Genomic DNA, 13,315 nt, shown 5'->3' with positions numbered 1-13,315 from the left:
GATGGAAAATAGAAACGAAATCTTTACAACAGAAAGTCCTCGTGAGACACAAGCACTCGGTGAGAAACTCGGTCAAACGCTCAAACAAGGAGATGTCATCGCACTTATTGGTGACCTCGGAACTGGCAAGACCTGTTTAACCCAAGGCATCGCGCGGGGTGTAGGTATCGCACCCAACGAGATTGTCAGCAGCCCCTCGTATATCCTGATTAACGAATATAATGGAACGGTGCCGATCTACCACATTGATCTGTACCGACTTGAAAACAGCGAAGAGATTGCTGAACTCGGACTCAGCGAATATGTAGAAGGCGACGGGATTTGTATCATTGAATGGGCAGAGCGGATGGCAGATGCCTTGCCTGATACCTGTATAAAGATTCACATAACGGTTGAAGAGACAAACATCTCAGATAACTATAACGAAGCAGACGCGTCAATATCACAGAGTCCTGTAGATGAAAATATCCGACACATCGAAATCCAACATCCTATACCTCGATAGCGGTTCAGGTATCGGCGGCGGTCAACGGAGTCTTCTACTGCTGCTAAGCCTCTTAGATAGGAATCACTGGACCCCTTTTGTCGGATGTCTCGGTGATAGTGCTTTCGCAGCGGAAGTCGCAAAGACAGAAGCGAAGATCGTTCCACTGTCTCTACCCGCGGCGCACAATAAAACGGATAAGGTGAAACGGTTTACATTTCGTGATCTGTTGGCAGACTTTCAGCAATTCCAGGTCGTCCTTCAACTCCACCGAGCCGTAAAACGACACGCGATAGATCTTATACACGCAAACTCACTTTCAGTGGCACTCCTCGGCGGGATTGTTGCAAGGATAAATCGCATTCCGATCCTGATGCACAAACGTTATGCAACCTCGTATGGCATTTTAGACCGACTCTGCGAAAGGCTTCTCCAACGCGTGATTCTGGTGTCAGAGGCGACGCGTTGGGACTTTGCGCCTACGGCAAAGCAGACATTAATCTATAACGGTGTAGATTTAGACGCTTTTCAGGCATCGCCAGAGGAGGTAGAAACCCTTCGGAGAGAACTTTTTCCCGATGCCGCTGACGCGTCATTACTCGCCGGGGTCGTGACTCGGATTACACCCGAAAAAGGTATTCATTTCTTAGTCCGCGCGATGGCGGAACTTAAGGGAAAAACGCCTATTAAGCTCCTGATTGTCGGGGGTCCCTATTTCCAAAAAGACGTTGATTATATGGATTCCCTCAAACGGGAGGTTGCGGATTTGGGTGTTGAAGATTCCGTCATCTTCACGGGATTTCTATCGGACACGCGTATCGTAATGAGTTTACTGGACATTGTATTGGTGCCATCTATTATCCCAGAAGCCTGTCCGCGTACGATTATTGAGGCGATGGCGGTCGGTAAACCGGTGATCGCTACGCCGTTGGGTGGTAGTAAAGAACTCGTCACGTCTGAAACAGGAATTTTAGTGCCACCCGAAGATGCGCCAGCAATTGCGAAGGCTGTAGTAGCCCTTGCAACTGACCGAGAAAGATTGAGAACAATGGGAGAAGCCGCTCGCACACGTGCTGTGCAGCTATTCAGTAGTCAAAAAAACACCGCTTTGACGGAGGCAGTCTATACGGAACTGCTAACGGCATCTTAATACACCAAAGGAATTATTATGGATGGAGATAGAAAAAAAACAACCAGCTCACCGCAGGGTGGACAAGCGAGCCAAGGACAACTGCGGCAAGTATCTCGGTTGTTTGGCGAAGGCGTTGGTAACACTGACGAGTGGATTGAGATTCACCGAACTAATGATGAATGGGAGGTGAAGTTGATTCAAGCCACCCTGAGTGCGCAACAGATCCGATGTAGACCGATCGAATTAAAGCCGGAACGCCAAACTGCGCTCCTCGTGGCACCCGAACATGAAGTGGAAGCTATGGAATTGGTAAGTCGTATCGGTGTAGCCGTTACGGATAACGAAATGACAATGCGCGCCGAGGAAACAGCGGAAGCACTCAAACAACGCGATATGGCTGTTGTCCAAGAAGATAACAATCAACAGGTAGATCCTGACGATCCAACAGAACTACTCATCTCCGAACGCGAAGGGGTCGGCAGTGTCGTCTACGTTACCGGGCAAGGTTATGAACTCCGTGTCGGTCCTGAGCCGTACGTCACTGTGGCAGAAAGGGATTGGGAAGAATTCACAGATTTCAGTGCGCAGCGTCAAGAGTTTGTAATCCTTCTCCGTCACGAATACCCGGATCTCTTTGAATGGATTCAAGAGGAAAAGATGCTGGCAGAATTCATCCGGCTCATCGAGATGACGTATCAAGAGGGCGCGCCAATCCCAGCTTCTCACAGACATGGCGGCACCTCCGATGCTGAGGAATTTGATGGACCGCCTTACCACCCGCTTGCGCAATTGAGTTTGACTGTCGCAGTGGTTTCGCTGATTGCGGTGCTTTTTCAAGTACCTTGGCTTGTCAACCTTGTGATGGCTGTCGTGGCAGTTGCATCGGCGGTTGTTGCGAAATATCAGATTGATGCGAGTGATGGAAAATCGACGGGTATTCCGATGGCACTGAGTGGGATTGTGCTTGCGTGTCTTGTCGTTGTGTTTGCGTGGTGGTTGAGTCAGCGTCCGGAACCGGTAGAGCCACAGACACCGCCGGTTCGTGAGATGATTGAGGATCGGTAGAATGTAAAAATTTTGTCAATTGTCTGAATCAGGATTTGCAGGATAATAGGATTTTCAAGAGTGTTTGTTGTGATATGCTTTTTGTCTGAATCACAGATTACGCAGATTTTCAGAAAACAGAAACGGATTGATTTCTTTCCTGAAATGTATTATACTTTTTCAAACACATTCTTTTTCAAATTTTTTCTGAAGTTCTGCCCTTATTTTTTCCCTAATATCACTCGCCATCTTTTCGGACACTTGTTTGATCATATCTTCGCTCATCTCTGTCTCGTGAATACTTTTTCCCAGTTGTGCCTGGAATTCGGCGTAAATCTTTTTCTCTATGGTACTCAGCATTTTAGGCACAATATCTTTCAGAATTAATTCTACATCCGTTCGCTTAAGTTCCTCACCAGCTTCTTGTGTCCCGATAAACGCTTCCCCTTGTAAACGTTTCCGTGCGCGATGGAGCCAACTTTGAATCGTGTTCACCGAGATTCCCAAAAAACGACCAATCTCTCTGGTTGTCATTTCATCAAGATAGTAGAGTGTCATAACCACGCGTTCTCTTTCCGGGAGTTTTTGCAAAAGAGTATCGACGATTTCACAATAATCTTCTATGGATTTTGTCTCGTGCTGCTCGGCTATATAACGTGTATAAGAGATTTCCTCGACCATATCCATACGCGTGTCATCCAGCGATTGCATCGCAGGTTTTTGCTTGCGCAGCCAATCAATGCAGAACCGGTTAGCGATGACACAGAGCCATCTTGCAAAAAGATCGGGATCCCTGAGCGTTGCGAGTTTCTGATATGCTTGTAGGAAAGTGTCTTGTGTAATTTCCTCAGCATGGTGGAAATCGCCGATCTTCTGCCACGCAAGGGCGTGAACAGTCTTTTGGTACTTTTGAACTAAGGTACTGAATGCCGTATCGTCACCTGACAGGACACTGTGAATCAGCTGAGCATCGTCTTTTTTCATCAGGATTCTCCGTGATGATAAGTGGTTTGTAATAGGGTGTGTAAATATTTAGTTGACGTTTCAACTGGTATATGGTAAAGTTAAGAGTTGAAAAAGGGGTTGCGCTTAAGGTATATGCTGATAAGAACGAATTTTAGCAGCGAAAATGGGGCACTGTCGAATTAGGTTAAGACGCGGTCATCCCCAACACCATTCAGTCAGAAGTGATGCTTGTGCGCGGAAAGTTGTCATGTCAGAAGAGAGACATCAACCCCACATCGGAACTGAAACAACTTCACTTCTTCCGCCCCTCACCATCGGTGTGGTCCTAATTTTACTCAACTCCTATTGGATTGCCTTGGTCAGCGGTATCTACCACTCCCTGAATCCTGCCTACGCTTCCCTGTTCATAGCTCCGGTTGTCAATCTCTTTTTCGGGGTACTATTCAACATACTCCTAAAACGGATCCGTCCACAACTCGCTTTGAGTCGTGCCCAACTTCTCTTGGTCTATCAGATGTTGGTTATGCTGTGTGTCGTCTCTGGACACAACCCGATGGACTTTATCTTGGGGATTCTGGCGCATCCGTTCTGGTTCGCTACCTTTGAAAACGAATACGCAACGCTGTTCCACAGATATATTCCATCTTGGTTCACAGTTCAAGATAAAGGCGCGCTCACAGGTTTCTTTGAGGGCAATTCGACCCTATACACAGCAAGACACCTATCAGCATGGATAGGTCCCACACTGCTTTGGTCGTTTGTTACATTTGTTCTTTTCTTTATCTTGATGTGCTTCAATAGCATCCAACGTGTACAGTGGAGTGAACGGGAACGCCTCAGTTATCCGATTGCACAACTCCCGATAGAGATGACGACCCCACGTTTTTTCTCAAGACGGTTGCTATGGCTTGGAATTAGCATCTGTGCAGCAGTAGAACTCCTTAACGGGCTTCATTCTCTCTATCCACCTGTTCCCGGTATCCCTCTTAAAATCCCCGACTTCGGTGCGAAAATTTTTACAACAAAACCATGGAGCACTATCGGATGGCTGCCACTCTTCTTTTATCCGTGGGTCATCGGTTTGACGTTCTTTGTGCCGCTTGACCTCTCGTTTTCGGTCTGGTTCTTCTTTCTGTTCACAAAATTTCAGTTGATTTTAGGGAGCATGGGTGGGTGGAAATCGCTACCGGGGTTTCCTTATTACAACCAACAAGGGGTTGGTGCGTGGTTGACGCTCGGTATCTTAATCTTATGGGTCAGTCGCAAGCACCTCAAAACAGTGTTTTCTACGGCTTTAAAACCTTCAACTCCCACAAACGAACCTTTCCAGTATCGGACTGCCCTGCTCGGCATCTTGGTAGGCACAGCGATTCTGGTTTTTATTTTTCAACAGGCGGGTATGTCTGTTGGGATTCTTCTTGCCTTTCTGTGTCTCTACTTCCTTATGTCAATTGCCATAACTTATGCGAGGGCGGCGGTTGGTGTACCTTATCATGAAGTGATTTGGACACATCCACCCCTGATGCTGGTCTCAGTTTTAGGCGTGCGACGGATTGGTGCAGCGAACTTGACGCTTTTCTCTTTTTTGTATCCTTATGTTCGGGATAACGTCTCGCACCCGATGCCGAGTCAGTTAGAGGGATTCAAAATCTCGGAGCGCGCCTCGGTTTCACAGAAAAAGATGGCGATTGCGATGATCGTTGCGCTATTGGTCGCGATCCCTGCTTCGTTCTGGGCGTATTTGCATCTCATCTATCAACACGGTGCGGCGCGAACTGAAGGTTATATTATCGGTATAGGCTTTGAGACCTTTGAACGTTTGCTGCTGCCGTGGTTGCAACAATCGCATGCTACAGATAGCACAGGATTAAGTTTCTCGGCGTTTGCATCGCTGTTCACGTTGGGATTAATGTTTCTGAGAAGACAGTTTATCTGGTTTCCTTTTCATCCGGCGGGTTACGCACTCGGCTTATCTGCGGGCATGGTTTGGGTCTGGAGTGCGGTCTGTGTGAGTTGGGTCATCAAAGCGGTTCTGCTCAAATTCGGAGGCTTGCGACTCTATCGAAAGGCAGCACCATTCTTTGTTGGTGTGATTCTGGGCGATTTTCTGGTCGGAACGTTTTGGAGTTTAGTGGGTGCCGTGTTCGAGATACCGGTGTATCGGGTTTGGTATTAGAGTCATTTTGTTTTTAGATTGACACTTCAAGCGGTATATGGTAAGGTTAAGAGTTAAAGCACATCCACGGTTACAGTATGAATGTACACTTAAACAAAAGACACCAAAGGACATTAGAGGCTATTTTTAGCACACGAACCTCCGCTACACTACAATGGCGGCGGATTGAATCGCTTTTCATAGCACTCGGTGCTACAAAAAAGGAAGGACGCGGATCTTCTGTGACTTTCAAACTGAAGGGAGAGCCTGTCACATTTCATCGACCCCATCCTCGAAAAGAGGCAAGCAAATATCAAGTTCGTGATGCCCGAGACTTTCTAAAACGAGTAGGAATAACACCATGAAAACAATGACATATAGAGGCTATACTGCTAAAATTATCTATAGTGACGAAGATGAATGCTTTGTTGGGCACGTTGTTAATATTGATCACATTGTTGGTTTTCACGGGGACACTGACGCTGAGCTGCGCGTTGCCTTTGAAGACGTAGTAGATCTCTACATAGAAGTTCTGGAGGAATCAGAGAACCCACCACAAAAGCATGCTGCAGGGAGTTTCTGGGCACGTCTTCGCCAAGCATTCCATCTATAGCATCAGAGTATTTGTAAAACTACAGACGTAAAATCATGAAAACCTGTGTCATTGTTTTTGCTAAGAATCCGGTGCCGAATCAGGTCAAAACTCGGCTTGTCCCAACGTTTTCACCGGAACAAGCGGCGACATTATATACGGCGTTCCTCAGAGATTGGTGTGAAACGCTTGCCCAACTTTCCGGTGTGGACTTAATTGTTGCTTATACACCCGTAGATGCGAAACCCGATTTACAAGCACTCATCGGAGACAATGCCATCTATATCCCGCAGACGGGAACTGATCTCGGGGAACGATTGACTTCAGCGACACAGTGGGCAGTGGAACACAGATACACAAAAATTTTACTCGTCGGTTCGGACAGTCCGACGTTACCGATTTCATACATCTCAGAGGCACTTACACAACTTGACTCGCGGGACATCACTATCGGACCAAGTACGGATGGGGGCTATTACCTCATCGGCTTTTCCGAGCGGAGTGTGGAAACAACAGTACCGTTTGTATTTGAGAACATCGCCTGGAGCACAGCGAGCGTTTTTCAACAAACGCTGGCGCGTATTCGTTCAGTAAAGGCGACGGTGGGACTTCTACCCCCATGGTATGACATAGATACGGCTGAAGATTTGGCGTTTTTGTATGCGCACATATCGGCGACGCGACTCGCCGGCGGAACGGTGCAAGCCGTTAGAACAGAATCTCTATTGACGGAATTATTTTCAAAGATTACACACCCAATGGAGATTAAGAATCTAAATCGGTAATTTCTCAACGTGCGATAAATCGCACTACTACGAACCGCTCTGTTTGTAGTAGGGCAATTCATTGCCCGTCAATTATCTAATCTATTTTTTCATTCTCATACAGTTTCGACTACAGGCAAAAAAGAACAGGAGAAAATAATGGGACAATTAGACGGAAAATTTGCGATTGTAACGGGTGGAAACCGCGGAATCGGAAGGGGGATTGCGAGAGGACTTGCAGCGGAAGGCGCGACGCTAACCATCGCTGCAAGGGATGCCAAACTCCTCGAGGAAACCGCTGACGAATTTCGGGCAAATGGCACAAAGGTGCTAACTGTTGCGACAGACGTAACAGATGAAGAACAGATCAAAGCACTCTTTGCAAAATCGATGGACGAATACGGACGTTTGGATATCCTTGTCAATAACGCTGGGGCATTTAACGGAGGTCCCATAGGTGAACTCGCAACAGAGGATTGGGACTGGGTTATTAATGTGAATCTCCGGGCACCGTTTATCTGTACACGCGAGGCGTTCGCAATTATGAAGGCGCAAGGTGACGGGGGTCGTATCATCAACGTCGGGAGTATCTCGGCACATCGGGTTCGTCCTCGGACTGCGCCTTACAGTGCGAGTAAATTCGGCATCTGGGGTTTGACACAGGTAACGGCGTTAGAGGGAAGACCACACGGGATCACGGCGAGTTGTTTACAACCCGGGAACACCTATGTAGAACGTCATCAAAATCGTGCAGAGCCACCGAGTGAACCGATGATGGACGTTGACGATCTGGCACAAGCGGCTGTTTTAATGGCAACCCTCCCGCCAAACATTAATATGTTAGAAGCGACCGTCTTACCTATTGGTCAACTCTATGTCGGACGTGGCTAATACTCGTGCTTATCGGCACGTAGTCGGAGGCACATTATGAAAGTGAATCGGACGCAATTCATGGAGGAAGGTTATCTCGTTGTTCGAGAGGTAATACCGCCAGAAGAACTCGACGCGCTTCGGGAAAGTTATGAATTGATGGTATCGCGTCAGCGAGAAATCTGGTCACGAGAACGGTCACCAAACGACCCACCCGGCGGCGTATGGGAGACTTCCGCACAACCGCGTCTCCTGCTTGGACGCGACCCACTCGCGGGGCACGTCGATGAGAAAACTGCCAGTGCTATCGAAATTTGGGCGCATGAAAATATGCAAGGGATTAGCAGTGAACTCCTCGGCGCAGCGGACGCCGGTGTTACCGAGATGATGCTTATGTGTAATCCGGTCCGAGACTGTGGACCTGCGACTTGGCATCGAGACCATCACCCCATTGATACAGCACCCTTACTGGGCTATATCGACGATATTGTGGAGACCGGACCGCGCTACGTTCAGTGGAATCTCTCGCTTTATGATGATAGCGTGCTATGGGTGCTGCCCGGCAGCCACTTACGGGTAAATACCGAGGCGGAAAATGAGCAGTTGTTGACAGATCCGAAGGTGCCGTTACTCAGTGCCCTTCAAACACATCTTAATGCCGGCGACGGAGTCGTTTACATTCTGCCAATTTTGCACTGGGGCAGCAACTACAGCAGAAAAATGCGACGCACGATCCATGGTGGTTTCTCAAACTACACCCACTATCCGACATCTGATTATATAGAGTATCTGTCGCCGGAAGTACAAGGGATGTTTGACCGGTGGAATGTGCGCAGCAATCAGATGAAAGTATGGTGTGAAGAAGCACTCCGAGCTGCTATCAAAAAGGATGCAAATGCCTATCACGCCGCTTTGGAAAAACTGCATCCGGACAGAGGTAAGAAAGGGAAGATACTCTCCACCGTCTTTTTGTGTAAAGCTGCGTGCTTTGTGGCGTTTACACACGGTTGTGAACTCGAAGATATTCCCGATGAGCTCAAGAACCGCGGCAAGGGACCTCACGCCATCACGCTGAACTGGGGACCCTCCTTCGCTGAAGATCGGTTTACGAAGGAGGAGGCATCTCTCCTATGGGAACGTTTCAAGCCACTTGACGCGCTTTTGAAAACCGACGAAGAGTTGTATCTACCGGGTTTTCAATCGGGTCCGATGCACTACTATTTCAACGAGATGCCTGCTAATTTCGGTGTTGCGGATTTTATTGAAACGTGGGGTCTATAGCGGTAAACCGAGCATTCCCTTCAGATAGAAGTAAGCCTCTTCTGTATAGCGAGGGAGATTTTCTGGATCTTCGACTTCTAATTCCAAGGTCAGGTCGCCTTGATAGTCTACCGCTTGGAGTGCCTCAATAATCTCTTTGAGATTGAGATCCCCGCGTCCGATGCCGACAGACACAGTGCCGAGATGATCTTTGAGATGCACTGCATACAGACGCGATGCGAATTGACGAATCGCAGCAAGTGTATCAACACCGGATGAATGGAAATGTCCTGTATCTATACAGACACCGACCCGTTCGTCTGGAATCGCATCCAGAATGGTTTGGAAATCCGAGGCTTGCTCAAGAACGTTCCCGTGATGGGGTTCAAGTGTCAATTTGATTTGACTCTCTGCAGGTATGCGTTGCAATACCTCACGGACACAGGCAATAACTCTGTCCAACGCCCCGGGTTCCGTCCTGCGTTGTGCGCCGCTTGTTGTTAGATGGGTTGCGCCGAGTCCCTCGGCGATTTCAACGCATTTGGCGATTGCGCCTGCGCGTGCGTCAACATCGGCAGTGTCCTGTCCACCCCAACCCGGAGGATAGAGTCCTGCACACTTCATGCCAGCGGCATCAATTTTCGCCTTCATACCGTCTATATCAAAGGCAAGCGCGGCATCCACGCTCCAGATAAGGGGTCCATGGATTTCCATGAGACGATAGCCAATCTGTGGCGCATATTCCAAAGTTGCGGCTACCTCGTCTTCAGCGTAGCCTCGGTAACAGATAGAAGCACAGATAATATCCATAAAATTTTCCTATATCCTTTCAAATTAATTAGAAAACCAAGGAGTCCATTGAAAAGTGATTCAACATATCGAAATAACTTTGCCCGAATATCCACGTGGCTTTCATCTCGTTACAGATGAGATTATGAAATCACTCGGTGAACTGCCAAAAGAAGGCATCCTACATCTCTTCATCAAACACACCTCAGCCGGACTGACCATCAACGAGAACGATGATCCGACTGTACGCGAAGATTTTGCGAACAGTTTCGACCGGCTTGTCAAGGAACGAGAACCCTTCTACCGACACACGATAGAAGGCGATGACGATATGCCGGCGCATATCAAAGCATCACTCGTGGGTTTTACCGTCTCCGTTCCGATTACCGACCACCGCCTCAACTTAGGCATCTGGCAAGGGATTTATCTCTGCGAATTCCGAAATAGAGGTGGCAGGCGGAACCTCACGGCGACGCTTTATTTTTAGTAGGTATCGGGGTTACAAACCCCTCCTACAAGACTAAAGCACTATACCCACGATGACCTTAACTCATGTACCTTCAGCGAGACTAACCTCGCAGTCCCACCATCGGCATAAATTCCGATGTCCACATTATTGAGATCGGGTAGGAAATAGGAGGTCATTGAGAGTTCGCCAGCATTGCCAAACGCCTCAATAGAGATACGATCCACCAAAATCTGCAAACTGATTTTTCCACCTTGTGGCGCAAGTGGACCACTCCTTTCAAGAAATGTGAGTTGCTGTTTCGCCACGTCGTAGCGAACGTCCTCTCCACGAATGTTGAACCCTACGGCAGCAGCGTCGTTGAGTGCTATTTCAGCGCGGATATCGAATAACTCACCTGTCAATCCAGCAAGCAGATTTTCACCCGGTTTCAAGGCGAGATCACTCCACGCGTGCGTGTAGGCGTGGATATTTTCTATCTCGGCTACCGGTTCTCGATGTAGACGAATCCCCTCCGAAGTCGTCCGCAGGGTTAAAGCACACGGAAAACTCATCTGCTGATTGAACGGCATATCCGGGGGTTTACTGCCGCTCATCCAAGCGATTTGGATGCGTCTGCCATCGGATTCTGGGACATCGCTCCACGTCTGCGCTGCATAAAAGTTGGCACCGTAGTCGGCGCGATGTGCTTCGTCTTCGGGCGTAAAGGTTGTTCCATCGAAACTACCGACGTAATACCTCCCCGCCGCACCCCAGAAAACCCATTTGGTATTATCGGGATCACCATCCACAGGGAGTTCAAAAATATCTGGACATTCTGTATCGGGAATCTGGAGGTCGGACAACCGAGTCCATTCCTTAAGGTTTGTCGATCCGAACAAGGCATAGTCGTTTTGGTCGAGATAGAGTGCCATCACCCATTTTTGCGTGGGTTCATGCCAGATTACTTTCGGGTCACGATTGTCTCTGACGATATGCGCAATGACAGGGTTGCCCTCATATTTCGTCCAACTCCGTCCGCGATCGTTGCTATAGGCGATGCTTTGGGTAAACGGCACCTCCTTGGGAGCATGGCTACCCGCAGATGTATAAAAATTGACGAGCACTGACTCGTCCCCTGTTTGGAAACCACCGGTATTGTTCCAATCTACGACCCCCGAACCCGAGAAGATTGTGCCGAGTTCATCGGGATGCAGGGCATGTGGAAGCTGCTTCCAGTGGACGAGGTCTGTGCTGATTGCATGTCCCCACGTCATGTTGCCCCAGTCGATGCCGAATGGGTTGTGCTGAAAAAAGAGATGATACTCGCCTTTATAGTAGATGAGACCGTTTGGGTCGTTCGTCCAGTTGGTTTTGGGTGTGAAATGGAACTGCGGACGATAGGTTTCTTTATAAGCTGTCTGGATCATGAAATTGTATCCTTTCCATCAGGTGGACGGCATAACGGCGTATGCCTACTACTTTGCCTATTATTCTATACAGATGCTCGATTTTGTCAAGGATGCTTGTTTATCCACAATAGGACCTACGCATTCCGTCTTAAAGCCCCCCTGATAAGGGATTACAAGACAGAAATTACTGCTTTTTGCGTCCTTAATGTCCGATATTTGCTCAATTTGCGTAAGTCTTGAAGGATACAAAATACAAGAATACTCGGAAACTTAACATAAAATTTGCACAAATTGTCCAAACTTTAATAAATGTGAAAAAGAAAATAAAATTAGACTGTTAGTAATAAAATCATAAATACGAAAAGGACGAACCTAAGGTTCACTTTTACAATTTAAGCGTAAACACAGATTTTTTTGGTATTTATGCACCCTTTCACCTGCAAACTGGTGTCTTTAATTTTAAAAGGTCGGCCTCCTACAAGAGATCGAGTGATTTGAAATGGTTAATGGCACAAACTTTCCATATTAAATTTTTTTGCGGGGATTTTGTTAAAACTGGTGTCAATTAATAACAAAGGGTAATTAGCAGACTGTTACTTAGGCTTTAGTGAGGTGAAAGTAATACGACTGACTAAAAATTGTTCCCTATTACCAAACTGTAAAATAGCATGACTAATGACGCTGAATTAATTCAGCGATTACTAAAAGATACTGATGATCAGGAAGCATACCATCTGATTTTTCAAAAGTACTATGAAAAAGTGTTCCGTTATACTCTTAAATTTTTGAGAAACTACGAAGATGCTGAGGAAATTGCTAATGATACTTTTTCCCGCGCATTCCGCAAGATGGAAAATCTCAGGGATCCGGCAAAATTGCTAAGATGGTTATATACTATTGCACGAAATCTCGCGCTGAATCGGCAGCGTGATGAAGATCGGCGATTAGCCGGTACGGAATTACTGGTCTACGAGGAATCTTCTGTCGAAGAACAGACAATGCTACTTACAGGTGATATCGCAGCAATTAATGCCTATAGAGCCTTTGGCCAATCTCAGGTAAATAGCGAGCGGGAGGTTGTGTTAAGACGCTTAATCCATTTGCTACCAGAGAAAGACCGGCAAATTATGCAATACTATTATTTTTATGATTGGAGGCAAAAAAAAATAGCGGCGTTAATGAACACAACATTCAAATCGGTTGAACATAGATTAGCGCGGACAAGAAATTTGCTGAAAGCCATCGTAAGCCAGTTAGATGATTTGCTATCTCTCCTTTCATCTGAAGAGAGTATGATGATGGGAAGGTATTTATTAGACAGGTTCTCTCATGAAGAAATTGCTGAATTAGTAGGTAGTGTTTACATTGTGTAAGTTATTGACATTTTTGTTAGGTTTTGGTA

14 protein-coding genes are annotated in these 13,315 nt (G+C 47.1%); 11 read left to right on the top strand and 3 right to left on the bottom strand.

All coding sequences use genetic code 11. The annotated features are described in order from the left end of the window. Position 1: 1 nt before the first annotated feature. The 3 genes from tsaE to OXN25_20180 are packed head-to-tail and all read left to right on the top strand — an operon-like array spanning position 2 to position 2,681. Entirely contained in the window at positions 2 to 505 is a 504-nt protein-coding gene (tsaE, locus tag OXN25_20190) for a tRNA (adenosine(37)-N6)-threonylcarbamoyltransferase complex ATPase subunit type 1 TsaE (GenBank protein ID MDE0427182.1), read from the top strand. Further along, positions 459 to 1,634, top strand: a complete 1,176-nt coding sequence (locus OXN25_20185) for a glycosyltransferase family 4 protein (protein MDE0427181.1) — start codon at positions 459 to 461, stop codon at positions 1,632 to 1,634. Before tsaE ends, OXN25_20185 begins: the two co-directional genes overlap by 47 nt. A gap of 18 nt (positions 1,635 to 1,652) precedes the next feature. Then, entirely contained in the window at positions 1,653 to 2,681 is a 1,029-nt protein-coding gene (locus OXN25_20180; GenBank protein ID MDE0427180.1) for a hypothetical protein, read from the top strand. Between the two features lie 159 nt (positions 2,682 to 2,840). On the opposite strand, the gene OXN25_20175 is transcribed toward OXN25_20180, so the two are convergent. Further along, a complete protein-coding gene (locus OXN25_20175) occupies positions 2,841 to 3,644 on the bottom strand; it encodes an RNA polymerase sigma factor (GenBank protein ID MDE0427179.1) in 804 nt (267 codons plus the stop codon). 229 nt (positions 3,645 to 3,873) lie between these two features. On the opposite strand from OXN25_20175, the gene OXN25_20170 reads away from it, so the two are divergent. The 6 genes from OXN25_20170 (at position 3,874) to OXN25_20145 (ending at position 9,288) form a co-directional block, all read left to right on the top strand. Next, the gene (locus OXN25_20170) at positions 3,874 to 5,802 is read left to right on the top strand and encodes a hypothetical protein (protein ID MDE0427178.1); all 1,929 of its coding nucleotides are present in this window, start codon (positions 3,874 to 3,876) and stop codon (positions 5,800 to 5,802) included. A gap of 77 nt (positions 5,803 to 5,879) precedes the next feature. After that, on the top strand, positions 5,880 to 6,146 hold the full coding sequence (locus OXN25_20165) for a type II toxin-antitoxin system HicA family toxin (GenBank protein ID MDE0427177.1): 267 nt from the start codon (positions 5,880 to 5,882) through the stop codon (positions 6,144 to 6,146). Beyond that, a complete protein-coding gene (locus OXN25_20160; protein MDE0427176.1) occupies positions 6,143 to 6,394 on the top strand; it encodes a toxin-antitoxin system HicB family antitoxin in 252 nt (83 codons plus the stop codon). The genes OXN25_20165 and OXN25_20160 overlap by 4 nt, the downstream gene beginning before the upstream one ends. Positions 6,395 to 6,429: 35 nt before the next feature. Next, positions 6,430 to 7,158, top strand: coding sequence for a TIGR04282 family arsenosugar biosynthesis glycosyltransferase (locus OXN25_20155; GenBank protein ID MDE0427175.1), 729 nt, complete (start codon positions 6,430 to 6,432; stop codon positions 7,156 to 7,158). Between the two features lie 138 nt (positions 7,159 to 7,296). Then, a complete protein-coding gene (locus OXN25_20150) occupies positions 7,297 to 8,028 on the top strand; it encodes an SDR family NAD(P)-dependent oxidoreductase (GenBank protein MDE0427174.1) in 732 nt (243 codons plus the stop codon). 36 nt (positions 8,029 to 8,064) lie between these two features. Continuing rightward, on the top strand, positions 8,065 to 9,288 hold the full coding sequence (locus tag OXN25_20145; protein ID MDE0427173.1) for a phytanoyl-CoA dioxygenase family protein: 1,224 nt from the start codon (positions 8,065 to 8,067) through the stop codon (positions 9,286 to 9,288). Here OXN25_20145 and OXN25_20140 read toward each other — a convergent pair. Further along, complete coding sequence (locus OXN25_20140) at positions 9,283 to 10,077, bottom strand: sugar phosphate isomerase/epimerase (GenBank protein ID MDE0427172.1); 795 nt, start codon at positions 10,075 to 10,077, stop codon at positions 9,283 to 9,285. The genes OXN25_20145 and OXN25_20140 overlap by 6 nt on opposite strands. Before the next feature lie 55 nt (positions 10,078 to 10,132). On the opposite strand from OXN25_20140, the gene OXN25_20135 reads away from it, so the two are divergent. Next, positions 10,133 to 10,543, top strand: a complete 411-nt coding sequence (locus OXN25_20135) for a secondary thiamine-phosphate synthase enzyme YjbQ (protein ID MDE0427171.1) — start codon at positions 10,133 to 10,135, stop codon at positions 10,541 to 10,543. 41 nt (positions 10,544 to 10,584) lie between these two features. Here the strand turns inward: OXN25_20135 and OXN25_20130 are convergent, their stop codons facing one another. Beyond that, on the bottom strand, positions 10,585 to 11,931 hold the full coding sequence (locus OXN25_20130) for a glycoside hydrolase family 32 protein (GenBank protein ID MDE0427170.1): 1,347 nt from the start codon (positions 11,929 to 11,931) through the stop codon (positions 10,585 to 10,587). A 650-nt stretch (positions 11,932 to 12,581) separates the two neighbouring features. On the opposite strand from OXN25_20130, the gene OXN25_20125 reads away from it, so the two are divergent. Then, positions 12,582 to 13,286 (top strand): sigma-70 family RNA polymerase sigma factor, encoded by a 705-nt coding sequence (locus OXN25_20125; GenBank protein ID MDE0427169.1) that lies wholly within the window; start codon positions 12,582 to 12,584, stop codon positions 13,284 to 13,286. The last annotated feature ends 29 nt before the right edge of the window (positions 13,287 to 13,315 follow it).

This window comes from Candidatus Poribacteria bacterium (genome assembly GCA_028820845.1).
Classification (GTDB): domain Bacteria; phylum Poribacteria; class WGA-4E; order WGA-4E; family WGA-3G; genus WGA-3G.
Note: the sequence above shows the minus strand (reverse complement) of the source record. Positions and strands in the feature narration are given on the sequence as shown.